Source organism: Mesorhizobium sophorae (genome assembly GCF_002270415.1).
GTDB classification, from domain to species: Bacteria; Pseudomonadota; Alphaproteobacteria; order Rhizobiales; family Rhizobiaceae; genus Mesorhizobium; species Mesorhizobium sophorae.
Genome location: NZ_NNRI01000007.1, coordinates 1,013,657 through 1,038,746 on the forward strand (window position 1 = coordinate 1,013,657; position 25,090 = coordinate 1,038,746).

Genomic DNA, 25,090 nt, shown 5'->3' on the forward strand with positions numbered 1-25,090 from the left:
TCCTCAACGTTCGCAGCTGACGGCTGGGGTTCTGAGCGGCAAAGTCATCTTGCAGCAAGGGTAGTAGCCACCCTTGTCCTTGTCGGACTTCCTGTAGAAGCAGAGCCCAACATCGACTGTGTCGCCCGGGTAGTGGCCGGTGATGCCGATCGTGTATGGCGTGCCGAGCGCATGCGACATGGGGGAAGTCACCCCGACGCCTGGCGTCCTGGACTGGGCCTTGATCGAATCGCCGCCGAAGCCGGCATGGTCATGGAGATAGAGATCGGCCTCGAGGCCGGAAGGCGTGCAGTAGTACTGGACGTCCTCGACATCGAGACAGGGAGGCAGATTGCCGGGCGGTGGGAAGTCCGGCGGGTAGAAGGGGGGCAGATAGCCGCCCGGGATTTCTTCATAATAGCCGGCGCGACCTTCACAGGGATGCCAGACCGCGACGTCGCCGACATGGCCTTCCACTTCGGGATCTTCGAAATAGCCGTCGAAATCGACGAACCAGGAGCCGAAGGGCGGCACGTTGGCCGGCTTGACCAGGTCCTTGGGCGTGACCTGCACGCCGTGCACGGCCAGCGGCCCGCCGGCGGCGAGCTGCTCGGCGAGCGCCGGATTGTCGCGCAGCTTGTCGCCGGTGTTGACCAGCGTCTGCGTGCAGACCGAGGTGTCGAGATTGCCGTCGGCATCATAGCCATATTGCAGGTCGAGACCGCCGGCCGACTGGCGGTTGCCTTGCGGGAAGCCTACCGCATATTCCTGCGGCACTTCGACCCAGACCGATTCCGTCGCCGGATCGTCCGGATTCTCGCGCCAGTAGCGGATGACCTCGCCCTTGCCGGAATCGGCGAACTGACTGTAATCATAGCGGTTTTCGACCGGGCCGCGCTGCGCCAGGTACATGAAGCCGCTGTTGTCGAAGGCGATGTCGGTGACCGCGTAATCCTTGTCGGCCCTGACCGTCAGTTCCCAGCGCGGGTCGCCGGCAAAGGTGCCGTCGCGGGCAATGCCCACCGACCAGATTTCCGACTTTTCGCCGACCGAGTAATAGAGCCGGCCGCCGTGATAGGAGACGCCCCAGACGCGGCGCTCGTCCTGCGTGTAGCCCCAGCTGTCGGGGTCTTCGCTATCGAAGGCGGCGCCCTGTATGTCCATCACCGAACCATCGTCGGCGATCGGAGCCAGTCCGTGCGCCGGACGCCCGGCAACGCCATGGTCGAAGCTGTCGATCAGCCTGCCTTCGGCGTCGATGCGATGGATCAGGCCGGTGTCGAGGTCGGAAGCGAAGAACTGGCGGTGGATGGGATCGAAGGTGAGATTGCCGATGCCGGGACCGCTGTTGGTGTCGATGTCGGCAAATTTGGAGACCTGGCCGGTGATGCCGTCGATCTTCCAGATGGTACCCGGCCCGCCACCGTTTTCAGTGCCGAACTGGCCATCCATGAAGGTGGCGCCGGCCGCGCCGCGGCGCTGCCGCTCCGGCCTTCCATCGCTATCGGCATCCGGGGTGACGATGCGGATGCCGTGCAGCGAGGTGGCGCCGGCATAGAGATTGGGGACGCCCGACGGAACTCCGTCGCGCACGCCGTCATCATAGGTGAGGCCGAACACCTGGCCGATCTGTTCGGCCGTCACCTCGAAGGGCGGCGGCGTGGAGACGAGCTGGCCGGCGGCCGGCCCGCCGAGATGCGAGACGTCGAACACGCGCAAGGTGGCGCGCGTGGTGTCGATGAAGGTTTCGTCGACCGGATCGACGCCGGGCGGCAGGCCCTCGTCGAAATTGGGAATGATGGTGCCGGAAAATCCGGTTACCGCCATCGAGCCGGGATAGATGATCTGGGTGTCCTGCGCCCGTGCTGCGTCACCCAGCCAAAGGCCGGCAGTGAGTGCCAGCGCCAGCAATCCGCCCGGATGCATGGCGCGGCGCAGGCCGCAGTTGAGAGAAGACACGAACGTGCCGCGGACGCGAGACATGAAGCTACCCCCGTTAGCCACGGGAGAAACATCCGGCGTTACCGCGCAAACCAGGGCAAGGCGCGGTGGTCCGGCACGTTCTTCCCTGATCGAATTGTCTGCTTTCCTCATCTTGACGATACGCCTGCTCTTACGCAGGGTCAACGGAATCAACAGGAAGCCCAGCGCGTCGACCTCGTCCCGAAGGCGGTGGTCGCGCCGAGTTCCTGTTGTTCCCGGAGACCTCAGAGCCTCTGGGTTAATGGTCATGGGGGCTTCCTTTCCGGGCCGCACAATGCGGCACCTGGACATCAGTCGCGGGCTGAGGTGGAAAGGTTCATGGAAGCCTTGCGCAGAATGCTTGCGCGCGATGCTGCCTGTTCTTATATAGGCGCCAAGCCGTTCGGCGCCGGAATGCCGGTAGCCGGAACGGAATTTCTTGTGAACAGGGGCTTTCGTCGGAACGCCTGTACGGGTCCTGAGAGCCTGCTTAGCGGAGAGACTAGAAAAATGGCAAAAGTAATCGGTATCGATCTCGGCACCACCAACTCCTGTATCGCCATCATGGATGGCAAAGAGCCGAAGGTGATCGAGAATGCGGAAGGCGCGCGCACGACGCCTTCCATCGTCGCCTTCAGCGGCGACGGCGAACGTCTCGTCGGCCAGCCGGCCAAGCGCCAGGCGGTCACCAATCCTGAAAACACCATCTTCGCGGTCAAGCGCCTGATCGGCCGCCGCTATGACGATCCGGTGACGGAGAAGGACAAGAAGCTTGTCCCCTACAAGATCGTCAAGGGCGACAATGGCGATGCCTGGGTCGAGGCCGGCGACAAGAAGCAGTCGCCCAGCCAGATCTCGGCCATGATCCTACAGAAGATGAAGGAAACGGCGGAAGCCTATCTCGGCGAGAAGGTCGAGAAGGCGGTCATCACCGTTCCGGCCTATTTCAACGACGCCCAGCGCCAGGCAACCAAGGACGCCGGCAAGATCGCCGGGCTGGAAGTGCTGCGCATCATCAACGAGCCGACCGCGGCCGCGCTCGCCTACGGCCTCGACAAGAAGGATGGCAAGACCATTGCCGTCTATGACCTTGGCGGCGGCACGTTCGACATTTCGGTGCTCGAGATCGGCGACGGCGTGTTCGAGGTGAAGTCGACCAATGGCGATACCTTCCTCGGCGGCGAGGACTTCGACATGCGTCTGGTCGAGTATCTGGCGGCCGAGTTCAAGAAGGAACAGGGCATCGACCTGAAGAACGACAAGCTGGCCCTGCAGCGCCTCAAGGAGGCGGCTGAAAAGGCCAAGATCGAGCTCTCGTCGACGACGCAGACCGAGATCAACCTGCCCTTCATCACCGCCGATGCGACCGGGCCGAAGCACCTGACGCTGAAGCTGACGCGCGCCAAGTTCGAGCAGCTGGTCGACGACCTCGTCCAGCGCACCATCGACCCTTGCAAGGCGGCGCTCAAGGATGCCGGCCTGAAGGCTGGCGAAATCGACGAAGTCGTCCTGGTCGGCGGCATGACCCGCATGCCCAAGATCCAGGAGATCGTTAAGCAGTTCTTCGGCAAGGAGCCGCACAAGGGCGTCAACCCGGATGAGGTCGTCGCTCTCGGCGCCGCAATCCAGGCCGGCGTGCTGCAGGGCGACGTCAAGGACGTGCTGTTGCTCGACGTGACGCCGCTGTCGCTCGGCATCGAGACGCTGGGTGGCGTGTTCACGCGGCTGATCGAGCGCAACACGACTATCCCGACCAAGAAGAGCCAGGTGTTCTCGACGGCCGAGGACAGCCAGTCCGCCGTGACCATCCGCGTCTTCCAGGGCGAGCGTGAAATGGCCGCCGACAACAAGGCGCTTGGCCAGTTCGACCTGGTCGGCATCCCGCCGGCGCCGCGCGGCGTGCCGCAGATCGAGGTCACCTTCGACATCGACGCCAACGGCATCGTCAACGTTTCGGCGAAGGACAAGGGCACCGGCAAGGAGCACCAGATCCGCATCCAGGCATCGGGTGGCCTTTCGGACGCCGACATCGAGAAGATGGTCAAGGACGCCGAGGCCAATGCCGAGAGCGACAAGAAGCGGCGTGCCGTGGTCGAGGCCCGCAACCAGGCCGAGGCGCTGGTGCATTCGTCCGAGAAGTCGCTGAAGGAATATGGCGACAAGGTCTCGGAAGCCGAACGCACGGCGATCGCAGATGCGATCACGGCGCTGAAGGCCGCGGCCGAAGGCGATGACGCGGCCGACATCGAGGCCAAGTCGCAGGCGCTTGCCGAGGCTTCTATGAAGCTTGGCCAGGCCATGTACGAGGCTTCGCAGAAGGAAGCGGCGGAAGCCGACGCCAAGGCGGATGCCGCCAAGGACAGTGACGTGGTCGATGCCGATTTCGAGGAAATCGACGAGGACGACGACAAGAAGAAGTCGGCCTGAACCGTTTGACGGCAAGATAAAGCGAAAAGCCCGGCGCAGGCCGGGCTTTTTTGCAACCCTGGCGGAAAAAATCGCTGAAAAAGACAGACAGAAACGCGCCGGCCCTAGCATCCGGGCAGCACCGCTCCTAAATCGAGACAACGTGCCGGCAAACGACGCAACATATGCATCAAGACGTTGAACATCCGGACTGCGGGAAAAAATGAAAGCTGATTTCTACGAAACGCTGGGTGTCCAAAAAGGCGCCGACGAGAAGGAGCTCAAGAGCGCTTTCCGCAAGCTCGCCATGCAGTTCCATCCCGACCGCAATCCCGGCGATCATTCCTGCGAGCACAAGTTCAAGGAAATCAACGAAGCCTACGAGACGCTGAAGGACCCGCAAAAGCGCGCGGCCTATGACCGTTTCGGTCACGCGGCCTTCGAGCAGGGCGGCATGAATGGCGGCGCGCAAGGCTTCGGCGCCGGCGGCTTCGCCGATATCTTCGAGGATATTTTCGGCGACATGATGGGCGGGCGCCAGCGCCGTTCGTCGGGCGGCCGCGAGCGCGGCGCCGACCTGCGCTACAATATGGAAATCTCGCTGGAGGAAGCCTACGCGGGAAAGACCGCGCAGATCCGCGTGCCGGCATCGATCTCCTGTTCGGAATGCTCGGGCAGCGGCGCCAAGCCAGGCACCCAGCCTGTCACCTGCTCGATGTGCAACGGCCACGGCAAGGTGCGCGCCACGCAAGGCTTCTTCTCTATCGAGCGGACCTGCCCGCAATGCCAGGGCCGCGGCCAGACCATCAAGGACCCGTGCCCGAAATGCGCTGGTCAGGGCCGCGTCACCGAAGAGCGTTCGCTGTCGGTCAACATCCCTGCCGGCATCGAGGACGGCACCCGCATCCGCCTTGCCAATGAGGGCGAGGCCGGCCTGCGCGGCGGGCCGTCGGGCGATCTCTATATATTCCTCGCGGTCAAGCCGCACGAGTTCTTCCAGCGCGACGGCGCCGATCTCTACTGCAAGGTGCCGATCTCGATGACGACGGCCGCCCTTGGCGGCTCCTTCGAGGTGACGACGCTGGATGGCACGCAGACCAAGGTGAAGGTGCCGGAAGGCACCCAGAACGGCCGCCAGTTCCGCCTCAAGGGCAAGGGCGTGCCGGTGCTGCGCCAGCCCAATGTCGGCGATCTCTACATCCAGACCGCGGTCGAGACGCCGCAGAACCTCACTCGCCGCCAGCGCGAGCTGCTGGAGGAGTTCGAACAGCTCTCCTCGCAGGACAATTCGCCCCAATCGAGTGGCTTTTTCACCCGCATGAAGGATTTCTTCGAATCCTTCGGCGAGCGCTGATGGGAATTCTAGGTAAGCCTCGTGATTTCGTGAAATGCGTCGCACCTTGAGACGCGACGAGACTTATCTTATCCACGACATGCGTCTGACCGCGCCTTGCCTTGCGCCGCTCAGGTGTTAAGTAATTTTGGGGGAGTGCTGAGGAGAGCTTGCATGACACGTCCCGGACTGCGCAAGGCGCTTGCCGAAAAGTTCGACGACGAGCTCAAATTCTTCAAGGGCTGGATCGACAAGCCGAAGACGGTCGGCTCGATCGTGCCGACCAGCTCGATCACCGCCCGCAAGATGGCCTCGATCGTCAATCCGAAATCCGGCCTGCCGGTGCTTGAGGTCGGTCCCGGCACCGGCGTCATCACCCGCGCCATCCTGGCCCTCGGGGTGCGACCCGAAAGTCTCTACGCTGTCGAATATTCCACCGACTTCGTCCGCCACCTGCGGCAACTCTATCCCGGCGTCAACGTCATCGAGGGCGATGCCTTCAACCTCAACGCGACGCTTGGCGAGAAGAGCGGGATGATCTTCGATTCCGTGGTTTCCGGCGTGCCGCTGCTCAATTTTCCGGTCGCCCAGCGCATCGCCTATATCGAGAGCCTGCTCGACCGCATCCCGGCAGGACGGCCGATCGTGCAGCTGACCTACGGACCGATGTCGCCGATCCCGGCCGGCCGTGGCGACTACACGGTCAAGCATTTCGATTTCATCTTCCGCAACATCCCGCCGACGCAGCTGTGGATCTACCGGCGCGAGGCCCATTAGAGCGACCTGAATTTCGACCTTGATTTTTGGGCAGATGCGTTGATTTGAGCGGCCTCTGGCTGTACCTGTCCGGGAACAAGGTTGGCCAATGGCAGTGATCCCGAAAATCCTCGTCTTCGCCGGCTCGGTGCGCAGTGGCGCCTACAGCGGCAAGACCGCCGACGTGGCGCAAAAGGAGCTCGCCATGCAAGGCGCCGAGGTGACCCGCATCTCGCTCGCCGACTATCCCCTGCCGATCCTCGACGAGGATCTGGAAAAGGAAAAGGGCGTTCCCGCAAATGCCCTGAAACTTGGCCGTCTGGTCATCGCCCATGACGGTCTGCTGATTGCTACGCCCGAATATAACGGCTCGATCCCGCCGCTGCTCAAGAACACGATCGACTGGGTGAGCCGGGTGCGCCGTGATGGCGGCCGGACGGTCAGGCCGCTGGCCGGCAAGGTGGCTGGCCTATGCTCGTCCTCCAACGGGCACTTTGCCGGGATCCGCTGCATCAACCATCTGCGCGCCGTGCTGGTGCGTTGCCAGATGGAGGTGGTGACGCCGGAATGCTCGGTGCCGGAAGGCGGCAGCGCCTTCGACGAGGGCGGCAATTTCCGCGACGAAAGACTTTACAAATCGATGGAGCACCTATGCCGCACGCTGATCGAAACCTCGCGCATGCTGTCGACCCGGATCGAGGCGTGATCGTCGACACCATGCGGTCAGAATCCACCCAGGCCCCATCGATAAAGGCCAAATCCATGCAGGAAAGACTGATCGTCGGCCTCGACGTACCGACCGTGCAGGAGGCCGAACAGGCGGTGCGCGAACTCGACGGCGTCGTCTCCTTCTACAAGATCGGCTATCAGCTGGCGTTTGCCGGCGGGCTCGACTTTGCCAGGGAACTGGCCAGCGGCGGAACAAAGATCTTCCTCGACATGAAGCTGCTCGACATCGACCACACGGTGGCCAAGGGCGTCGAGAACATCGTCAAGATGGGCGTGACCATGCTGACCATCCACGCCTATCCAAAGGCGATGGCGGCGGCGGTGGAGGCGGCCAGGGGTAGCGGCCTTTGCCTGCTGGCGGTCAGCGTGCTGACCTCGATGGACGAGCAGGACATGATCGACGTCGGCTATGAATACGACCCGCACACGCTGGTGCTGCGGCGTTCGGAACAGGCGCTGCATGCCGGCATGGGCGGTATCGTCTGCTCGGCCGCGGAAGCGGAAGCGGTGCGCCGCATCGTCGGGCCCGACATGGCCGTGGTGACACCCGGCATCCGGCCGGCGGGTAGCGGCCATGGCGACCAGAAGCGCGTGGTGACGCCGGCACAGGCGATCCGCAACGGCGCCAGCCATCTCGTCGTTGGTCGGCCGATCGTTGCGTCGGCCAACAGACGAGAAGCGGCCGAAGCGATCATCGCCGAGATGCGCTCAGCGTAAGCAACAGGGAGAAGAAGAATGCCCAAGGGATACTGGATCGCCCGCGTCGATGTGCGCGATGCCGAAGGCTACAAGGAGTATGTCGCCGCCTCGAAACTGGCCTTCGACCGCTTCGGCGCGAAATTCCTGGCGCGCGGCGGTGCGCATGAGCTGGCCGAGGGTGTCGGACGCCCACGCAACGTCATCATCGAGTTCGAATCGCTCGCCGTGGCGCACGATTGCTACCACTCGCCGGAATACCAGCGCGCGGTCGCCATCCGCCAGAAGGTCGCCGACGGCGAGATTGTGCTCGTCGAAGGTATCTGAGGCGATCGTCCAGAGGCTGGCGGCCCGTCAGACGAAGTCTTGCGGGCCCTTCCCTTAGCTCCGCCCAGCTAAGCCGAGCACTCCGATCAGCTGGTGCTTGAAGGCCAGGACAGTTTCACTATGCCCTGGCCGACAACCGGGCGGAGCCGTTCGACAACGACCGCCACATGGCCGGCGCACGGCCCATCCAACAATTGACCGCCGAGCCAGAGTCGCTTTCGCCCGAGGTGAAGCGACCGGGCTGGTTACCAGTTGACATGCAGGTATTTACCTGCATATTACACCTCGAAAGCAACGAGTGAGGCTGATGGACGCTGACAAGGTTTTCAAGGCGCTGGGCGACCCGACACGCAGAAGGCTGCTTGACCTTCTTTGCGAGAAGAACGGGCAGACGCTCAGTCAGCTTTGCGAAAACCTGGACATGGCAAGGCAATCCGCCACCCAGCACATCGACCTGCTGGAAGCGGCGAACCTGGTGAGCACGGTCAAGCGCGGCCGGGAAAAACTGCATTTTATCAACCCCGTGCCGCTGCACGAAGTCTACGAGCGGTGGGTGCGGAAATTCGAACGGCAGCGGCTCAGCCTATTGCACGATCTGAAGCAAGAACTCGAAGGAGAGGACCAATGACCCGAGAGACAACCAGCTTTGTCTACGTGACCTACATCAAATCGACGCCGCAAAAAGTTTTCGAGGCCATAACCAGGCCTGACATTGCGAAACGCTACTGGGGCCATGAGAACGTCTCCGACTGGAAGCCGGGATCGACATGGGAGCATATCCGCGCCAATGACGAGCGGACCGTCGAACTCGTCGGCAAGGTCGTCGAGATCTCGCCGCCGACCCGTCTCGTCATCACCTGGGCGAACGCTTCGCAGGCCAACGATCCCTCGCAATACAGCCGGGTGACTTTCGGCATCGAGGAATACGACACCATGGTGCGGCTGACCGTCACCCATGACGAACTCGAAGCCGGCAGCGGCATGGCGAAAGGCGTCAGCCAGGGGTGGCCGGCGGTGCTGTCCAGCATGAAATCCTTCCTCGAAACCGGCAGCGGCATCGACCTTTTCGCCAAGCCGAAATCGGCCTGATGCCCTGCGATATCATGCAGAACCAGGCCAGTGGAGAACGACAATGACCAAGCGCTATATCGGTGGCTGTGCATGCGGCGCGATCCGCTACGAAACCAGCGGCGAGCCCATCTTCCAGAACCACTGCCAGTGCCTCGACTGCCAGAAGCGCGCAGGCACCGGCCACGGATCCTATCTGACCTTCGGCCGGCGCGCCGACATGAAAATTGCAGGCGAGGCGACCACCTGGCGTGTGAGAGGCGACAGCGGCAACGAAAAGGTCCACGCCTTCTGCCCGACCTGTGGAACGCCGGTCTACCTGACATTCGTCGCCATGCCGGACCTGATTGCGGTCAACGCGACCAGCCTTGACGACCCCGGCCAATTCGACCCGCAGGTGGTCACATACGCCATCCGCGGCCATGCATGGGACACGATCGATCCCACGTTGCAGAAATTCGAGCGAATGCCGGGATAGCGGGTTCGCCCCGGGCTGTCATGTCATGTCGGGTGCTCGTCGCGGGCGCTTGCGCCTGTTGGCAGCGCCCCGAGCATTTCCGGATGCGCGGCCGCGCGTTCAAAAATGGTGGTTTTGGCCGAGTAGCCGGCTGGCAGCGGTTTCGGCCATGGCGTCGGCAAGCTCGAGATCCCATTGCTGGCGGCAGTAGGCGCGGAAATCGAAGCAAGGCAGGCCGGGGCAGACCTCGAACTCGATGAGGTGTACTGTGTCGTCGGCCTCGACGCGAAGGTCGATGGAAAACACATCGCGCAGGCCAAGCCCGCTCATCAGCCGCTCGGCGATCGCGCGAACCCTGGCATCGGCGATCGGCTGGCTGTCGGCGACCGCAACGAGCTCCGGTTCGGCATAGTGCCCGGCCGCCTTCGCCGCCTCGCCGGTGTCGCCGTAAAGCGCCAGGCTGTCCGCCATGGTCTGAAAATCGGCGCCTGAATCGACAAACGCCACGCCAAGCGCTTCGACCCCGGCGCCCGACACCAGGCCGAGGAAACTGGCTCGCACGTTGCGGCCGGCAACGTAGGGCTGGACGACGACATCGTCGCGATAGGCCGCAAACACACGCCGGCTAAGCTCCAGTGCGTGGCCGAGATCGCTGATGCGCGAATCCGCCCAGATGCCGATCTTGGCGCCTAGCCGGTTGGGCTTGACGAACCAGCCGGCGGCCGACGCCGGCGGCTCGACCAGCCATTTGCCGTCGCGCGCAAGACCGGCCTGCGGCACCGGCAGACCGAGCGCGCCAAGCACCGCGCCGGAACGGAACTTGTCCTGGCAGAGCGCAAACAGCGCATCGTCGGCGCCGATCGTCTTGAACCCGCCGAGCCTGGCCAAGGCGGGTGCGGCGGCGCCTCGGAAATAGGCGATGCCGTCGGTCAGCGTCCAGACCAGAGTCGTGCCGGGATGCTCGCCGGTGAGCACGCCTGCGGCATCGTCGAGCGCCACCGGCGTGAACGACAGGCCGCGCGCCTGGCAAGCAGCGGCAAGCGCATCGAATTCATGGGCGAGATCGGTCGACTGCGCCAGATAGGAGGCGATTTCGGCGGCACGCTCCGGTGCATGGCCGTCGGCGACGAGACGGTCGTGGCAGGCTTTTTCCGGTTCGTGGACGAGGATCAGTCTTGGCGTTTGGCACGTCATGGATTTGCATTGTTTTCCAGCGATGGCGTCGCCTACCATCGCATGGGCAGCGCAATCGGCTGCCGCGAAACCGACCGGGTCGGACGGTTGCGTGACAACCAACCGCCGACCGTGTTCAATCAGGCGATCAGCACGCGCGGCTCGAAACGGCCGTTGACAGGGATGTCGAGCAGGAAGGTCATGCCCGCCTGCGGATCGAGCTTGCGCTGCTTCTCGTCCTTGCCCTTCCAGGCGGATGTCACCGCCAACCGGTCGGCGTTCTTGCCGACAAAGGCCGGACAGGATGGCTGTGTCACCGGCATGGCGACGGACCGCAGCAGCGTGCCGTCAGGAGCATAAGCCTTGACCACTTTGCCGCCCCAGACGGCGTTCCACAGCACGCCGTCACGATCGACCACCGAGCCGTCGACATAACCCTTGGACGAGCGGTGATCGACGAAAACTTTCGGCTCGCCGGTGGGCAGGCCGGTCGCCGGGTCGCAGTCCACGCGCATCAACAATCCGGTCGAGGTGTCGGTGTAATAGGCGAGCCCGCCATCTTGCGAAAAGCATATCGAGTTGGAGACCGTGATGTCCGAAAACAGGCGGCGCAATTCGCCCTTGAAGAACCAGTAGATGGAGCCGGCGCCCTTTTGCTCCGTCTTGCCCATCGTGCCGGTCCACAGGGCGCCACAGGGATGGACGCGGGAATCGTTGGAGCGGGTGGCGAGATTGTCGGCCTCGATCGGCGTGTGCAGGCTCATGGTGCCGGTCGCGACATCGCGGACATGAAGCCCGGTCTCGGTGGCGATCAGCTGGCGCTGGTCGTCGATGATAGCGATGGCGCTTGCCATCTGGCCAAGCTCGTGGATTTTCAGCGCGCCGCCGGCTACGGGCTTCTCCAGAAGCTGGCTGTTGACGATGTCGAACCAGAACAGCGCATCGGTGGCGGGATCGTAGCTCGGCCCTTCGCCGAGCTGGCAGATGTGGTCGGAAAAAACCGAAACGATCGCTTCGCCCATCATGCTTCTCCGAACACCGCATCCCAGGCCTCGACGGCGGCATGCGCGCGCGCAGCCACCTCGTCGACGCTCATGCCAGGCTTGAACAGGCTGGAGCCGAGACCAAACACCGTCACCCCCACCGCCTTGTAGCCGGCAAAGACCTTCTCCGAAACGCCGCCAACCGCGCCGACCAATGTCTGCGCCGGCAGCACCGCACGGATCGCTGAAATGCCGCTGGCGCCGAGCACGCTCGCCGGAAAGAATTTCAACGCCGAAGCGCCGAGCCGGATCGCCTGGAAGGCTTCGGAGGGCGTTAACACGCCGGGCATGGTGACCATGCCGTAGTGCATCGCACGCGCCATCACTTCGGCATCGATGTTGGGGCTGACCAGTAGCCGCCCGCCAGCCTTGTGCAAGCCATCGACATCGGTCGGCGTCAGCACCGTGCCGGCGCCGACCAGTGCCGTTTTCGGCAGCACTTCGACGATCCGGGCGATCGACGAAAACGGCTCCGACGAGTTGAGCGGCACTTCGATCGCCTCGATGCCGGCGTCGAACAGCGCATGGCCGATCGCGATCGCTTCGTCCGGCTTTAGCCCGCGCAGGATGGCGACCAGGCCGCGCTTGAGCTTCGGGAAAGGTGCGGTCTGGCTCATGGGGCTGCTCCGGTTCTGGCGATCATGCCGTTCTCGCGTGCCGCTTCGATGAGCCCGGCACGCACCGCCTCGTCGGCATCGACGGTGCGGACCTCAAGTCCAGCAAGGCCGAGGGCGGCCTGGTAAAGCGCTGAAAGCGCACCGGACGCCACCAGCACGACAGGTTCGGCGCCAGCGCCATGGCGGCGGCTGGCCGAGGCGATCTCGCCACCGATCAGCAGGCCGGACAGGCAAGCGGCGGCATCGTCGGCTTTTAGATCCTGCAGCAGGCCCGCGGCACGGATGGAAAACAGCCTCGAGGTGACATCGCCGGCCTCGGCCAGTGCGGTTTCGCACCAACTGCGGAAGAATGGATTGCTAGGGGTGACCGGCTTGGGATGTTCGCCGAGCGAATGGCGCAGGATCGAGTGCGCGGCAAGCACCGAAAACAGCTCGCCGGTCGGCCAAGTCCCGAAACCGGCAACCGCGCCGTCCTCGACCAGCACCCATTTCGAATGGGTGCCGGGCATGCAGACCAGGTGGCGCCCTTTGGCCGGCAGGCCGGCGCCGGCAAGCTGCGTTTCCTCGCCGCGCATCACGTCGGGCGCATCGATCTGGCGCTGGGCGAGGCCCGGCACGATGCGGACATCGCGGTGCTGGCCGGGTACCCGTGCCGCACCCGCCAGGATGGCGCTGAGCGGCGCCGGAACGGTGACATAGGGCGCCTCGAGCCAGCCCTGGCGAGAGCCGGCCATGCCGCAGATGATGACGGGCAGCGCTTCCGGCGCAGCCATGGCTGCGAGGTGCCCTTCGAGAATGGTCGAAAAACCCTTTTGCTGGGCGGTGATCAGACCATCATCGCCACGGCGTTCGGCAAGGACCTTGCCGCCCTTGTCGATCAGCCAAACCCGCATGCGGGTCGTGCCCCAGTCGACGACGGCTACCGCCGGCGCGTTGCCGGCAAACCCTGGGCTCACAGGAAACCTCCATCGACGATCAGCATCTGCGCGGTCAGCATGCGCGAGGCATCCGAGGCGAGGAACAGCACCGTGCCGACGATGTCGTCGGGCTGCATCACCTGCTTGATGCACTGCTTGGCAACATGGGCGGCAAGCGCCTGTTCGGTCACCCAGAGCTCCTTCTGCCGCTCGGTGATCACCCAGCCGGGTGCAATGGCGTTGACGCGGATGCCGTCGACGCCGAGCTTGCCGGCCAGCCCCTTGGTCAGACCGAGGATGCCGGCCTTGGCGGCGGTGTAGGCCGGCATGTCGGGGTGGTTGATCATGTAGGATGTCGAAGTGAAGTTGATGATCGAGCCGCCGCCGGCCCGCTTCATGCCCGGTGCCACCGCTTGCGCGGTGAAGAAATGCGGTCTGAGATTGATCGCCTGGTTGTTGTCCCAGAATTCCACCGTCACGTCTTCGACGGCGTGGCGCTCGTCAAGCGCCGCATTGTTGACCAGCACGGTGACTTCGCCGTGCGCGTCGGCCGCCTTGGCTGCCGAGGTCCGCAAGGCCTCGACGTCGCGCAGGTCGGTCTTGAGATACAGCGGCCGGCGACCAAATGCTTTCTCGATGCGGTCGGCAAGGGCAGTGCTGGGGCCGTCGGCGATGTCGATGAAGGCGACATTGGCGCCCTGGCGCACAAAACCCTCGGTCAGTGCCGCGCCAATTCCAGAGCCGCCGCCGGTGATCAGCACCGAGGCTCCCTCGAGGTCGGCAAAATGCGCCGATGGCATCATATTTTTTCTCCCTGCGCATGACCCCGACAGCGTCCTTTGCGCGTCCTGAAGGACGCGCGGCGCTGTGGTCAGGCCGGCGCGCATCCTAGCCAGAGATGTCGTGCGGGCAAGGGCGAAACGACGGATTGCGGGCTTATGTCAGACAAAACGACAATGCGCCGCAGCGGACGCACAGCTGCCCCATCGGGATTGCGCGGCCGCTTCGAGCTAGCCGGTCAGACCGCCTTGGCGCGCAAGGCGCCGCGGAAGGAATCGCGGAGATAGCCGAGCGTAGCATCGGCATCGACCGGCTTGCCGAACAGATAGCCTTGCCCGCCGGCGCAGCCGAACTGGACCAGGCGATCGGCCTGCGCCTCCTGCTCGATGCCTTCGGCGACCACGTCCATGCCGAGCCCCTCGCACATGGCGAGAATGGCGCGGATGATGTGTTCGGACGGGCGGTCGTCGAGAATGGAGGAGACGAAGGCGCGGTCAATCTTGAGCTTGTCGAAATGGAATTCGCGCAAGCGGCCGAGCGAGGACTGGCCAGTGCCGAAATCGTCGAGCGAAACGCGGATGCCGACGCGGCGCAGATCCTCGACGATCTTCTCGGCCGAGGCCGGATCGTTCATCAGGCCGGTCTCGGTGATCTCGATCTCCAGCCGGCGCGGATCGAAGCCGGTGCGCTCAAGGATCGCCAGAATGTGCAGGCCGGTGTTCTGGTCGACGAGCTGCGAGGGCGACAGGTTGAAGGACAGGAACAGCTCCTTCGGCCAGATCCTGGCCGCTTCGGTCGCCTTGCGAAGCACCAGCTGCGACAGCGGGCCGATGATGCCGCGCTCCTCGGCAATGGGAATGAACACCGTTGGCGGCACCGAGCCGAGATCGCGATCGGTCCAGCGCGCCAACGTCTCGAAACCGATGGTGCGGCGCGTGTTGAGGTCGACGATAGGCTGGAAATGCGGCTCCACCTCGCCGGCCGAGACAGCACGGCGCAGCGCCTGTTCGATGCGGGTGACGCGCTTGGCCGCCTCTTCCATCTCGCGGGTGTAGACGACGACGCGGCCACGGCCGGAACGCTTGGCGTGATAGAGCGCCGTCTCTGCCTTGTTGATGAGGATCTCGGTGGTCTCGTCGCCCGAATAGAACAGCGAGCAGCCGACCGAGGCGGAAAGCCTGGCGGTCCGTTCGCCAACATCATAGGGCGCCGAAAGTATTTCGATCAGCATGCGGGATTTCTCGGCCGCCGCCTCCTCGCTGAACACCATCGGGTAAAGATAGGCGAATTCGTCGGCGCCGATGCGGCAGACGGTGGAATGGCCGTCCATAGAGGCGCGCAGCCGCATCGCGACCTGGATCAGGATATCGTCACCGGCCTTGTGGCCGAACAAATCGTTGATCGGCTTGAAGCCGTCGAGGTCGAGAATGCCGACGGTAAACGGCGCCGGGTCGTCGGCACGGTCGCTGATCAGGCGATCGACCTTGTCGAAGAAGCGGCGATGGTTGCCAAGCCCGGTCAACGGATCGGTGAACGCCAGATCCGTGCTCTCCCTGTTTGCCTGACCGGTGCCAAACGAAGTTTGCATCGGTATCCCTGTTTTGTGACTTCGGAATTTAGCTTCAGATTGGCAGCAAACCCTTTAGGAAACGTATCCCCAAATCGATTATTCGCGGGTAAAGCGCGTCGCGTTCGGAAGGATCGACGCGTGGTGCGTCCAGCCCTTGCTTCAGGCAGTCAGCCCCTGGGCCGGACACGGTAGAGTTCGAGCGAGGCGCCCTTGGTGTCGGCGATCGGCTCCAGCCATTCCGGCACGTTGCCGCGCATCAGCCCGGCAAGAAAACCGTCCGGCGCGGTGGAGGCCAGAAGCTGGCTTTCCGAGTTGCCGCGGCACAGCGCGACAAGGCCGACGTGATGACCGCCGACGATCGACCTGGCTTGCGCATCGGAACCGAGGAACGCGTCGAGCGCAAGCAGGTCTCCCGCGACGTTGCGGTGGTAGGGCCCGGCGAACACGCGATGCCCCGAGTACACCAGGATCGGCGATCCGATATTGGAGACTGCAAGCACGGTGGTATCGGGCAACCTGCCGAGTGTGGCGAACGTGGCCTTGGCCTGGCAGGACGGGTCGACGCTCGCGCCGACACTGGCGTCGCTGGTGATTTTTACACCGGTGGCGAGCGCCGCCGACGCCGCCTGGGCGGCGCCCGACCAGAGCGAGTTCACCGAGAGGAGCCAAGCCGCGGCCATCCGCAGCACCGAGCCGCGCGACGGGCTGGTTTCGGCCCGCTGCCGCCATTTGGCGATCCAGGCCGACAGCGGGATCACCGCGAAGACAATCGAGAATGTCGAGCCGCGCACTTGCCAGACGCTGACCAGGAACGCCACGACCAGCAGCGTGGCGACGAGGCTGTCCTGGCGCCGCCAGCCGCCGCGGCGCAGGCGCAACGCCATCAGCACCAGCGCCACCAGAGGCGTGGCATAGCGCGCCGCCAGCTCGGCGGGATCGTGGGCGGCGAGCTGGAACAGCGACTGCGCCTCGTCGACATAATCGAGCCACAACGTCTTCAGGCGCGGATCGAGCCCGGCATAGGGCGAGGCCAGACATTGCGGGAACAGCAAAAGGAAGACCGCGCCGAGCACGACGCCGAGCACGCCAAGCGACAGCCGACGTTGCCCGCGCCCGGCCGCTTCGAGCGAGGCAATCGCCGCAAGGCCGGTTCCGGCAAGAGCCGCGACGACGAACTGCATCGTCGAGAAGGCATCGCATTGCGCCTGGCCCCAGGCCGAAAGCGGGACGGTGGCGACGAAGACGAGTGCCGCGACGGCGGCAAAGCCAAGGCCGAAATCCCTGGCGATCAGTCTTTCGCCCGATGCGTCAAAGGCAAACAGCGTCGCCACGCAGACGCCGATGGCGGCGACATAGGGAGCGGTTTCCATGCCGACGGCCAGGGTCAGGGCGGCGCACAGGCCAGCAAGCAACGCCGCCGGCCTGCGCATGGGCCCTTCGAGCAGGAAACTCAGGCTGGCGACGGTCAGCATCAGCTGGACATTGTGATGATCGAGCGCGGCCGGCTCGAAGATGCCGATGAAATACAGCGCCGCCGCGCCGACGATGAGGGCGGGCAGCACCGCGCCATCGCCGGCAAAGCTGCGCGCGGCGCGAATGATGAAGACCATCGTCAGGCCGAAAAGCAGCGCCGGCCATGTCACCTGCGCAACGTTCTCGGCAAGCAAGGTGTTGCCGGTCAGGCTCGATACGGCGAGCACGATGGCGGCGATCGGCGCATCGACCAGCCGCGACCAATGCATGACGAAGCCGCCTTCCAGGCCCATCCGGTATTGATGCAGGTCGAACCAGCCCTGGCCGGCCAAGAGGTCGCGCACTTCGACCAGCCGCAGCAGATCGTCATTGTCGCCGCCGGCATTGGTCAGCGCCGGGAAGCCGGCCCAGGCGTTGACGACAAGGAAGCCGAGCGTGGCAAGCAGCGCCAGCACGAGGTCCGCTCGCCAGGAGGCGCGTGCCCCGTCTTTGGAAAGCATCGCGGTACGAGCGGTGGTCATGGAGGGGGCTTTCAGCCTGTGTCTGTCGGCGCACGCTAGCGCCGGCCGCTTCACAAAGCGTAAAGCGGCGCGATTTTGCGCCACTTTTGGGCGCCACGCATCAATCGCGCGCCGGAAACACCCACAGCGACGACAGAATGTAGCTCACCGTGCTTGCGGCAATCGTCATCAGCGCCGACATGGCAAGCGCCGACATGCCGAAACGGGTGACCGCCAGATGCGACACCAGGCCCGAAAACAAGGCGCATCCGACCTGCAGCGCGAGATAGCGCGGCATGGCGCTGGCATGATCGTGCTGGCCGCCGAATGTCCAGCCACGCTGTGCGCTATAGGCGACAACGAAGGTGATCGCATAGGCGACGACGCTGCCAATGAAGGGCGAAAAGCCCAGCGACACCAGGAGCCACGACAGGACGAACAGCAGCAATGCGGCGCCGACGCCGACCGTCAGGAACCGGAACAGGCGCGTCCGCACAAAGACCGGCAATGCCTCGCTCATGCGTCGCGCGCCGGCCGTTGGTTAGCCGGCGATTCACAGGTCGGCAACTCATTGGCCGGCAGCTCACCGGAATGACCGGCCCGGCCGGACTTCAGCCGCTTGACCGGTATTTCCAAGACTCCGAGCAGGAAGGCCGAGAAGAAGACCTGGAATGAAATGACGATCAGGCTCAGGCCCAGCACGACGATGCGTGGGATCTCGGAATCGTTCAGCGGGCCGAAGCCGAGATGCGCCCAGCGCGCCACGGCATAGCCGAAGAACAGGACGCCACCGGCAAAGCAGATGCCGGCATTGGCGGCGAGCCGATCGGTGCTGATGGTCCTGGTCAGCCAGTCGGAACGGCGGCTTGGCGGCAGGATGCCGGTTATCTCGGCATAGTATCGCGAAATGGCGCCGAAGGTGATGAGCTGGACGCCGGTGACGACCATGAAACAGGCGGCGACGAAGGTGTTGAGGTCGAGCGACAGATTGTCGATCACGCGCAGCGGCCCGAACACCAGCAGCGCCGCGAACAACAGGCCAAGGCCGGCGAGCACCGTGCCCGGGATGAAGAACATCCAGCGCGGGTTGTAGACCAGCAGGAACTTCAGGTGCCGCCAGCCATCGCGCCAGGTCCTGAGATGCGGCGGCCGGCTGCGGCCGTCGGGCTTGAGCGTGGTCGGCACTTCCTCGATGCGCAGGCCGGCAAGGGCGCCGCGCACCACCATCTCGCTTGCGAATTCCATGCCGGTCGTCTGCAGGTCGAGCTTCCTGATGCTGTCGGCGTCGAAGCCGCGCAGGCCGCAGTGGAAATCGCCGGTCTTGATGCGGAAGAACAGGCGGCCGACAAAGCTGAGCACCGGATTGCCGAGGTAGCGGTGCAGCGGCGGCATGGCGCCGGCCTCGATGCCGCCCTGGAAGCGATTGCCCATGACCAGGTCGGCGCCGTCGCGCAGCCGCGCGACGAAGGCTTCCAGCGCGCCGAAATCATAACTGTCGTCGGCATCGCCCATAATGATGAAACGGCCCTTAGCAGCGGAGATGCCGCCCAAAAGGGCTGCGCCATAGCCTTTCTGGGCCACCGGGACGACACGGGCGCCACCTTCCGCGGCAATCGCCTGCGATCCGTCGGTGCTGCCATTGTCCGCGATCAGCACCTCGCCGGAGATGCTCGCTTTGTCGAGGAAGGCCTTCGCCTTGCCGATGCAGACGGCGAGCGTCTCGGCCTCGTTGAGGCACGGCATGAGAATGGTGAGTTCGAGCTGTTTGGTTGCGGAGGCGCGGATGGCGGTGACGGCGTTCATTGGTCGTTGTTCCATCGAGTGCCCGGCGCGGCGTCAATTCGGCTGGGCGCATTCGGGCTTACCGTTGCACGGCAAGACTTAAGAAAGCGATGACGCGCAGCCTCGCCTTGTCTCCAATCGATCGGCACGGCGGCTTGCGGTTGTCTGATGCCAATCTTCAAAATGTCGCGATTGGCAGACGGTCAGTGAGCCTGTACAGGCAAGACAGTCGTCCATCCGAGCCGCCGGAGACTTGCCATGAAGCTGAAAATCGCCGTCCAGATGGACCACATCTCCACCGTGTCGATCGCCGGGGACACATCCTTCGCGCTGTCGCTGGAAGCGCAGCGGCGCGGTCATCAGCTGTTCCACTACACGCCCGACCGGCTATCGCTGCGCGAGGGCAAGGTATTTGCCCGCATCGAGGAGATGCAGGTGCGCGACGAGAAGGGCAACCATTATTCGCTGGGCGAAAAGGTGCGCACCGATCTGGAGGAAATGGATGTCGTCCTGCTGCGCCAGGATCCGCCTTTCGACATGAACTACATCACCACCACGCATATCCTCGAACGCATCCACCCGAAGGCGCTGGTGGTCAACGACCCGGCCTGGGTGCGCAACAGCCCGGAAAAGATCTTCGTCACCGAGTTTCCCGACCTGATGCCGGACACGCTGATCACCAAGGATCCGCTCGAAGTCGCCGCCTTCCGCAAGGAGTTCGGCGACATCATCATCAAGCCGCTCTACGGCAATGGCGGCGCCGGCATCTTCCACATGCTGGAGGCCGACCGCAACCTTGCCTCGCTTCTCGAAATGTTCGGCCAGATGTTCCGCGAGCCCTATATCGTGCAGCGCTATTTGAAGGATGTGCGCAAGGGCGACAAGCGCATCATCCTGATCGATGGCGAGCCGGTCGGCGCCATCAACCGGGTGCCGGCCGAGCACGATTCCCGCTCCAACATGCATGTCGGCGGCCGTGCCGAAAAGACCGAGCTGACGACGCGCGAGCGCGAAATCTGCGCCCGCATCGGGCCGGCGCTGAAATCGCGCGGCTTCATCCTCGTCGGCATCGACGTCATCGGCGACTACATGACTGAGATCAACGTAACGTCGCCAACCGGCGTGCGCGAAGTCAGGCGCTTTGGCGGCGCCGACATCGCCAGCCTGTTCTGGGACGCGGTCGAGGACAAGCGGAAGTAAGCCGTTTTCATTTTGTCTTAACCATGTTCCGTTTTTTCAACCGGGCACAACCCGGCCGCAACCGGCGAGGCCGAGTATTCCTGCAATGTTCCTGATTTGATCGATACGATGTATGGCCCAGTGCGGATCGACACCGGCGATGGGCTTTCTTCCCACCCACTGACCTTGCTGTTTCCCGTTGGTTGCGCGACAGTTAATCATTCAAGCTTCCGATCGAAGCCGACTCATGAACGGCGCGTCCTTGCTGGTGGATTCTTCAGCTTACGTGAGACAACCGCATGTTCTTGTAATGTTCTTGCCTAACTCCGAAATCTGTGGTTGTCTTCACCGATCTCGCTCGCGCCCTGATCGCCAAGGCATAAGCGAACCACTTTCCGGGGGCATAAAATGGTGGCGCGGGTTCGCACGGTCGCTTTCCAGGGCATCGAGGCCGTGCCGGTCGACGTGCAGGTGATGATCGCGCCCGGCAAGGTCAACATGCATATCGTCGGCTTGGCCGACAAGGCGGTGGCCGAAAGCCGCGAGCGGGTGCAGGCGGCCCTGCATGCTTCTGGCCTGTCGATGCCGTCGAAGAAGGTCACCGTCAATCTGGCCCCGGCGGACCTGCCCAAGGAGGGCAGCCATTACGATCTGCCGATCGCGCTTGGCCTGATGGCGGCACTGGGTGCGATTCCGGGCGACATGCTGGCCGGCTATGTCGTGCTCGGCGAATTGTCGCTCGACGGTACGATTGCCGCCGTCGCCGGCGCCTTGCCGGCAGCAATCGGCGCCAACGCGGAAGGCAAGGGCCTGATCTGCCCGTTCGCCTGCGGGCCGGAAGCGGCCTGGGCCGGCAAGGATTTCGACATTCTGGCGCCGCGCAGCCTGATTGCGATCGCCAATCATTTCCGCGGCACGCAGGTGCTGTCTCGACCGGAGGCCGGCATCCACGCCTCGGCGCGCGACCTGCCTGACCTTGCCGACATCAAGGGCCAGGAGACTGCCAAGCGGGCGCTGGAAGTGGCGGCGGCCGGCGGGCACAACCTGCTGATGATCGGACCGCCTGGATCGGGCAAGTCGATGCTGGCGCAGCGGCTGCCGTCGATCCTGCCGCCGCTGGCGCCGAAGGAGCTTCTGGAAGTCTCGATGATCGCCTCGGTGGCGGGAGAACTCGGCGAAGGCGAGCTGACCGACCGGCGGCCGTTCCGCGCGCCGCACCATTCGGCCTCGATGGCGGCGATGGTCGGCGGCGGCATACGCGCCCGGCCGGGCGAAGTGTCGCTCGCCCATCACGGCGTGCTGTTCCTCGACGAGTTTCCCGAATTCACGCCACAGACGCTCGACGCGCTGCGCCAGCCGCTGGAGACCGGCGACTGCATGATCGCGCGCGCCAACCATCGGGTCACCTATCCGGCGCGCATCCAGCTGGTCGCGGCGATGAATCCGTGCCGCTGCGGCATGGCGGGCGAGCCGGGCTATCGCTGCCTGCGTGGCGAGCGCTGCCGCACCGATTATCAGGCGCGCATCTCGGGCCCGCTGCTCGACCGCATCGATCTCAGGATCGAGGTACCGGCGGTGTCGGCCAGCGACCTGATCCGGCCCGACCGGGCGGAGAAGAGTGCTTCCGTGGCGCTGCGAGTGGCACGGGCCCGCACCATCCAACGCGAACGTTTCGAACGGCTCGGCGTCAGCGCCACGACCAACGCGCATTGCGCGCCAGCGGTCATCGAGGAGATCGCCATGCCTGATGCCGCCGGCCTGTCGCTGCTCAAGGACGCGAGCGAAAAGCTCGCCTTTTCAGCGCGGGCCTATCATCGCGTGCTGAAAGTGGCGCGCACACTGGCCGATCTCGACGCCAGCGAAACCGTCGGCCGCATCCATCTGGCCGAGGCGATTTCCTACCGCATGAGTTCGGAGCGCGTGGCGCAGGCGGCATGACGCCCCCTCGCCCTTCAAGGGCTGGAAACGCAAGCGGCGGCACCTTGCCCTTGGCACTGATGAAACTTCGGCTCAGTCCGAGGCGCGCGCCTTCAACTCCAGCCGGCGCGCGTGCAGCACCGGCTCGGTGTAGCCATTAGGCTGGATGCGGCCCTTGAAGACCAGGTCGCAGGCGGCCTGGAAGGCGATGGAGTTGTCGAAGTCGGCCGCCATAGGCTGATAGAGTGGGTCGCCGACATTCTGCAGGTCGACGATGGCCGCCATGCGCCGCAGGGAATCCATCACCTGGATGCGCGAGCAGACGTCGTGATGCAGCCAGTTGGCGATGTGCTGCGAGGAGATGCGCAACGTGGCGCGGTCCTCCATCAGGCCGACATCGTTGATGTCGGGGACTTTCGAGCAGCCGACGCCCTGGTCGATCCAGCGCACGACATAGCCCAGGATGCCCTGCGCGTTGTTGTCGAGCTCACGCTGGATCTCGTCGGGAGTCCAGTTCGGGCGCACCGCGACCGGCACGGACAGGATATCGTCGAGCTTGGCCTTGGGCCGATTCTTCAGCGCCGCCTGCACGGCGCGGACATCGACCTTGTGGTAGTGCGTTGCATGCAGTGTCGCCGCCGTCGGCGACGGCACCCAGGCGGTGTTGGCGCCGGCCTTGGGGTGGGCGATCTTCTGTTCCAGCATCGCCGCCATCAAATCCGGCATCGCCCACATGCCCTTGCCGATCTGTGCGTGGCCGGCCAGCCCGCATTCGAGCCCGGTGTCGACATTCCAGGCCTCGTAGGCGGAAATCCAGGCGGCCTGCTTCATGTCGCCCTTGCGGATCATCGGGCCCGCTTCCATCGAGGTGTGGATCTCGTCGCCGGTGCGGTCGAGGAAGCCGGTGTTGATGAACACCACACGTTCCCTGGCGGCGCGGATGGCCTCCTTGAGGTTGACGGTGGTGCGCCGCTCCTCGTCCATGATGCCCATCTTGATGGTGTTCTTCGCCATGCCGAGCAGAGCTTCGACGCGGTCGAATATCTCGACGGCGAAGGCGACTTCCTCCGGCCCGTGCATCTTGGGCTTCACGACATACATCGAGCCGGCGCGGGAGTTGGCGCGGCGACCCTTCGGCGCGACGTCGTGCAGCGCGATCAGCGCCGTCATCGCCGCATCCATGATGCCTTCCGGCACCTCGCTGCCGTCGCGATCAAGGATCGCCGGATTGGTCATCAGGTGGCCGACGTTCCTGACCAGCATCAGCGAGCGGCCTGGCACGGTCAGCGTGCCGCCGGCGGGCGCGGTGTAGGCGCGGTCGGGGTTGAGCTTGCGAACAAAACTCTTGCCGCCCTTGGTGATCTCTTCCGCCAAATCGCCCTTCATCAGGCCGAGCCAGTTGCGATAGACGACGACCTTGTCCTGCGCATCCACCGCCGCGACCGAATCCTCGCAGTCCTGGATGGTGGTCAGCGCCGATTCCAGGATGACATCGGCGATGCCTGCCGGATCTGTCCTGCCGATCTGGTTGTTGCGGTCGATGACGATCTCGATGTGCATGCCGTTCTTGACCAGGAGCACGGCTTCAGGGTTGGCGGCGTCGCCGCGATAGCCGGCGAATTGCTTGGTATTGGCGAGTGTCGTGACACCGGCACCCTCGCCCAGCCGCAGCATGCCGTTGATAAACGAAAGCCCGTTGACGCCCGCCCACTTGCCCGAGGTGAGCGGCACCGACTGGTCGAGGAAATCCTTAGCCCAGGCAACGACCTTGGCGCCGCGCGCCGGATTGAAGCTCTTGCCTTTCCCGGCGCCGTCGGTTTCGGGAATGGCGTCGGTGCCATAGAGCGCATCGTAGAGCGAACCCCAGCGCGCATTGGCGGCGTTGAGCGCGTAGCGGGCATTCATCACTGGCACGACCAGCTGCGGGCCGGCAACGACTGCGATTTCCGGATCGACATTTTCAGTGGACACGCTGAAGGCCGGCCCCTCCGGAACGAGATAGCCGATCTCCTTCAGGAAGGTCTTGTAGCCCTCCATGTCGATGGGCGCGCCATGGTCGCGATACCAGCCGTCGAGCTTCTCCTGCATGGCGTCGCGTTTTGCCAGCAGCGCCCGGTTCTTCGGCGCCAGGTCATGGACAATGACTGAGAAGCCGTTCCAGAAGTCGGCCGCTTCGACGCCGGTGCCGGGCAGCACCTCACCAGCCACAAAATCATGCAGCTCGCGGGCAATCCGCAATCCGGCGATCTCGATGCGATCGGTCATCAGGCTTCTCCAGATGAAAGGCTTTGCGGGCCTTTGGCATGTCAGGTTTGCCGGGTCAATTCAGCTTAGGGTGAAGGTCGGGCATTTACATCGCTTCATACGGCGTGCGCGATTCAGGTCAGGCCGAGTCGAAAATGGTGGTTTCCGAGAACCGGAGCGGA

The 25,090-nt window shown here is 64.2% G+C and carries 22 protein-coding genes; 11 read left to right on the top strand and 11 right to left on the bottom strand.

Going from position 1 to position 25,090, the window contains the following annotated elements:
- Positions 1 to 3: 3 nt before the first annotated feature.
- A complete protein-coding gene (locus tag CGZ66_RS09265) occupies positions 4 to 1,962 on the bottom strand; it encodes an NHL repeat-containing protein (protein ID WP_095083677.1) in 1,959 nt (652 codons plus the stop codon).
- A gap of 489 nt (positions 1,963 to 2,451) precedes the next feature.
- Between CGZ66_RS09265 and dnaK the strand changes: the two genes are divergently transcribed.
- From dnaK to CGZ66_RS09310, 9 genes are all read left to right on the top strand, one after another.
- Complete coding sequence (gene dnaK, locus CGZ66_RS09270; protein ID WP_095083681.1) at positions 2,452 to 4,368, top strand: molecular chaperone DnaK; 1,917 nt, start codon at positions 2,452 to 2,454, stop codon at positions 4,366 to 4,368.
- Between the two features lie 202 nt (positions 4,369 to 4,570).
- A complete protein-coding gene (gene dnaJ, locus CGZ66_RS09275; protein WP_095083683.1) occupies positions 4,571 to 5,701 on the top strand; it encodes a molecular chaperone DnaJ in 1,131 nt (376 codons plus the stop codon).
- A gap of 153 nt (positions 5,702 to 5,854) precedes the next feature.
- Positions 5,855 to 6,457 carry a phospholipid N-methyltransferase PmtA gene (pmtA, locus tag CGZ66_RS09280; protein WP_095083685.1) on the top strand — a complete coding sequence of 201 codons (603 nt, stop codon included), beginning with the start codon at positions 5,855 to 5,857 and terminating at the stop codon, positions 6,455 to 6,457.
- 88 nt (positions 6,458 to 6,545) lie between these two features.
- Positions 6,546 to 7,142: an NADPH-dependent FMN reductase gene (locus CGZ66_RS09285; RefSeq protein ID WP_095083687.1), complete on the top strand. Its 597-nt coding sequence runs from the start codon at positions 6,546 to 6,548 to the stop codon at positions 7,140 to 7,142.
- Positions 7,143 to 7,153: 11 nt separating this feature from the next.
- Positions 7,154 to 7,882, top strand: a complete 729-nt coding sequence (pyrF, locus tag CGZ66_RS09290) for an orotidine-5'-phosphate decarboxylase (RefSeq protein WP_167392084.1) — start codon at positions 7,154 to 7,156, stop codon at positions 7,880 to 7,882.
- Positions 7,883 to 7,900: 18 nt separating this feature from the next.
- Positions 7,901 to 8,188 (top strand): DUF1330 domain-containing protein, encoded by a 288-nt coding sequence (locus tag CGZ66_RS09295; RefSeq protein ID WP_095083689.1) that lies wholly within the window; start codon positions 7,901 to 7,903, stop codon positions 8,186 to 8,188.
- A gap of 307 nt (positions 8,189 to 8,495) precedes the next feature.
- Entirely contained in the window at positions 8,496 to 8,816 is a 321-nt protein-coding gene (locus CGZ66_RS09300) for an ArsR/SmtB family transcription factor (protein ID WP_095084355.1), read from the top strand.
- Complete coding sequence (locus CGZ66_RS09305; protein ID WP_095083690.1) at positions 8,813 to 9,277, top strand: SRPBCC family protein; 465 nt, start codon at positions 8,813 to 8,815, stop codon at positions 9,275 to 9,277. Before CGZ66_RS09300 ends, CGZ66_RS09305 begins: the two co-directional genes overlap by 4 nt.
- Before the next feature lie 43 nt (positions 9,278 to 9,320).
- Positions 9,321 to 9,734, top strand: a complete 414-nt coding sequence (locus CGZ66_RS09310; protein WP_095083692.1) for a GFA family protein — start codon at positions 9,321 to 9,323, stop codon at positions 9,732 to 9,734.
- Positions 9,735 to 9,833: 99 nt separating this feature from the next.
- Here the strand turns inward: CGZ66_RS09310 and CGZ66_RS09315 are convergent, their stop codons facing one another.
- The 9 genes from CGZ66_RS09315 to CGZ66_RS09355 form a co-directional block, all read right to left on the bottom strand.
- Positions 9,834 to 10,907, bottom strand: coding sequence for a D-alanine--D-alanine ligase family protein (locus CGZ66_RS09315; RefSeq protein ID WP_095084356.1), 1,074 nt, complete (start codon positions 10,905 to 10,907; stop codon positions 9,834 to 9,836).
- Between the two features lie 119 nt (positions 10,908 to 11,026).
- Entirely contained in the window at positions 11,027 to 11,908 is an 882-nt protein-coding gene (locus tag CGZ66_RS09320) for an SMP-30/gluconolactonase/LRE family protein (protein WP_095083693.1), read from the bottom strand.
- Positions 11,908 to 12,546, bottom strand: coding sequence for a 2-dehydro-3-deoxy-6-phosphogalactonate aldolase (locus CGZ66_RS09325; protein ID WP_095083695.1), 639 nt, complete (start codon positions 12,544 to 12,546; stop codon positions 11,908 to 11,910). Before CGZ66_RS09325 ends, CGZ66_RS09320 begins: the two co-directional genes overlap by 1 nt.
- Entirely contained in the window at positions 12,543 to 13,502 is a 960-nt protein-coding gene (locus tag CGZ66_RS09330) for a 2-dehydro-3-deoxygalactonokinase (protein WP_095083697.1), read from the bottom strand. The genes CGZ66_RS09325 and CGZ66_RS09330 overlap by 4 nt, the downstream gene beginning before the upstream one ends.
- Complete coding sequence (locus CGZ66_RS09335; RefSeq protein ID WP_095083698.1) at positions 13,499 to 14,266, bottom strand: SDR family NAD(P)-dependent oxidoreductase; 768 nt, start codon at positions 14,264 to 14,266, stop codon at positions 13,499 to 13,501. The genes CGZ66_RS09330 and CGZ66_RS09335 overlap by 4 nt, the downstream gene beginning before the upstream one ends.
- A gap of 215 nt (positions 14,267 to 14,481) precedes the next feature.
- Positions 14,482 to 15,831, bottom strand: coding sequence for a putative bifunctional diguanylate cyclase/phosphodiesterase (locus CGZ66_RS09340; protein ID WP_095083700.1), 1,350 nt, complete (start codon positions 15,829 to 15,831; stop codon positions 14,482 to 14,484).
- 149 nt (positions 15,832 to 15,980) lie between these two features.
- A complete protein-coding gene (locus tag CGZ66_RS09345; RefSeq protein WP_095083705.1) occupies positions 15,981 to 17,807 on the bottom strand; it encodes a polysaccharide biosynthesis protein GtrA in 1,827 nt (608 codons plus the stop codon).
- A gap of 100 nt (positions 17,808 to 17,907) precedes the next feature.
- Positions 17,908 to 18,306, bottom strand: coding sequence for a GtrA family protein (locus CGZ66_RS09350; protein WP_095083708.1), 399 nt, complete (start codon positions 18,304 to 18,306; stop codon positions 17,908 to 17,910).
- A complete protein-coding gene (locus CGZ66_RS09355; RefSeq protein ID WP_245331046.1) occupies positions 18,303 to 19,589 on the bottom strand; it encodes a glycosyltransferase family 2 protein in 1,287 nt (428 codons plus the stop codon). The genes CGZ66_RS09350 and CGZ66_RS09355 overlap by 4 nt, the downstream gene beginning before the upstream one ends.
- 237 nt (positions 19,590 to 19,826) lie before the next feature.
- Between CGZ66_RS09355 and gshB the strand changes: the two genes are divergently transcribed.
- On the top strand, positions 19,827 to 20,768 hold the full coding sequence (gshB, locus tag CGZ66_RS09360; RefSeq protein ID WP_095083711.1) for a glutathione synthase: 942 nt from the start codon (positions 19,827 to 19,829) through the stop codon (positions 20,766 to 20,768).
- A gap of 387 nt (positions 20,769 to 21,155) precedes the next feature.
- The gene (locus tag CGZ66_RS09365; RefSeq protein WP_095083714.1) at positions 21,156 to 22,685 is read left to right on the top strand and encodes a YifB family Mg chelatase-like AAA ATPase; all 1,530 of its coding nucleotides are present in this window, start codon (positions 21,156 to 21,158) and stop codon (positions 22,683 to 22,685) included.
- Between the two features lie 72 nt (positions 22,686 to 22,757).
- On the opposite strand, the gene CGZ66_RS09370 is transcribed toward CGZ66_RS09365, so the two are convergent.
- Positions 22,758 to 24,929, bottom strand: a complete 2,172-nt coding sequence (locus CGZ66_RS09370) for a malate synthase G (protein ID WP_095083718.1) — start codon at positions 24,927 to 24,929, stop codon at positions 22,758 to 22,760.
- Between the last annotated feature and the right edge of the window lie 161 nt (positions 24,930 to 25,090).

What these genes read in the sequence shown, in the direction of transcription:
- CGZ66_RS09370 (WP_095083718.1), bottom strand. Translation starts at nt 24,929, where the DNA reads ATGACCGATCGCATCGAGATCGCCGGATTGCGGATTGCCCGCGAGCTG.
- CGZ66_RS09295 (WP_095083689.1), top strand. Translation starts at nt 7,901, where the DNA reads ATGCCCAAGGGATACTGGATCGCCCGCGTCGATGTGCGCGATGCCGAA.
- dnaJ (WP_095083683.1), top strand. Translation starts at nt 4,571, where the DNA reads ATGAAAGCTGATTTCTACGAAACGCTGGGTGTCCAAAAAGGCGCCGAC.
- CGZ66_RS09345 (WP_095083705.1), bottom strand. Translation starts at nt 17,807, where the DNA reads ATGACCACCGCTCGTACCGCGATGCTTTCCAAAGACGGGGCACGCGCC.
- CGZ66_RS09355 (WP_245331046.1), bottom strand. Translation starts at nt 19,589, where the DNA reads ATGAACGCCGTCACCGCCATCCGCGCCTCCGCAACCAAACAGCTCGAA.
- CGZ66_RS09365 (WP_095083714.1), top strand. Translation starts at nt 21,156, where the DNA reads ATGGTGGCGCGGGTTCGCACGGTCGCTTTCCAGGGCATCGAGGCCGTG.
- dnaK (WP_095083681.1), top strand. Translation starts at nt 2,452, where the DNA reads ATGGCAAAAGTAATCGGTATCGATCTCGGCACCACCAACTCCTGTATC.
- gshB (WP_095083711.1), top strand. Translation starts at nt 19,827, where the DNA reads ATGAAGCTGAAAATCGCCGTCCAGATGGACCACATCTCCACCGTGTCG.
- CGZ66_RS09285 (WP_095083687.1), top strand. Translation starts at nt 6,546, where the DNA reads ATGGCAGTGATCCCGAAAATCCTCGTCTTCGCCGGCTCGGTGCGCAGT.
- pyrF (WP_167392084.1), top strand. Translation starts at nt 7,154, where the DNA reads ATGCGGTCAGAATCCACCCAGGCCCCATCGATAAAGGCCAAATCCATG.
- CGZ66_RS09335 (WP_095083698.1), bottom strand. Translation starts at nt 14,266, where the DNA reads ATGATGCCATCGGCGCATTTTGCCGACCTCGAGGGAGCCTCGGTGCTG.
- CGZ66_RS09265 (WP_095083677.1), bottom strand. Translation starts at nt 1,962, where the DNA reads ATGTCTCGCGTCCGCGGCACGTTCGTGTCTTCTCTCAACTGCGGCCTG.
- CGZ66_RS09340 (WP_095083700.1), bottom strand. Translation starts at nt 15,831, where the DNA reads ATGCAAACTTCGTTTGGCACCGGTCAGGCAAACAGGGAGAGCACGGAT.
- CGZ66_RS09350 (WP_095083708.1), bottom strand. Translation starts at nt 18,306, where the DNA reads ATGAGCGAGGCATTGCCGGTCTTTGTGCGGACGCGCCTGTTCCGGTTC.
- CGZ66_RS09320 (WP_095083693.1), bottom strand. Translation starts at nt 11,908, where the DNA reads ATGGGCGAAGCGATCGTTTCGGTTTTTTCCGACCACATCTGCCAGCTC.
- pmtA (WP_095083685.1), top strand. Translation starts at nt 5,855, where the DNA reads ATGACACGTCCCGGACTGCGCAAGGCGCTTGCCGAAAAGTTCGACGAC.
- CGZ66_RS09325 (WP_095083695.1), bottom strand. Translation starts at nt 12,546, where the DNA reads ATGAGCCAGACCGCACCTTTCCCGAAGCTCAAGCGCGGCCTGGTCGCC.
- CGZ66_RS09315 (WP_095084356.1), bottom strand. Translation starts at nt 10,907, where the DNA reads ATGACGTGCCAAACGCCAAGACTGATCCTCGTCCACGAACCGGAAAAA.
- CGZ66_RS09310 (WP_095083692.1), top strand. Translation starts at nt 9,321, where the DNA reads ATGACCAAGCGCTATATCGGTGGCTGTGCATGCGGCGCGATCCGCTAC.
- CGZ66_RS09300 (WP_095084355.1), top strand. Translation starts at nt 8,496, where the DNA reads ATGGACGCTGACAAGGTTTTCAAGGCGCTGGGCGACCCGACACGCAGA.
- CGZ66_RS09305 (WP_095083690.1), top strand. Translation starts at nt 8,813, where the DNA reads ATGACCCGAGAGACAACCAGCTTTGTCTACGTGACCTACATCAAATCG.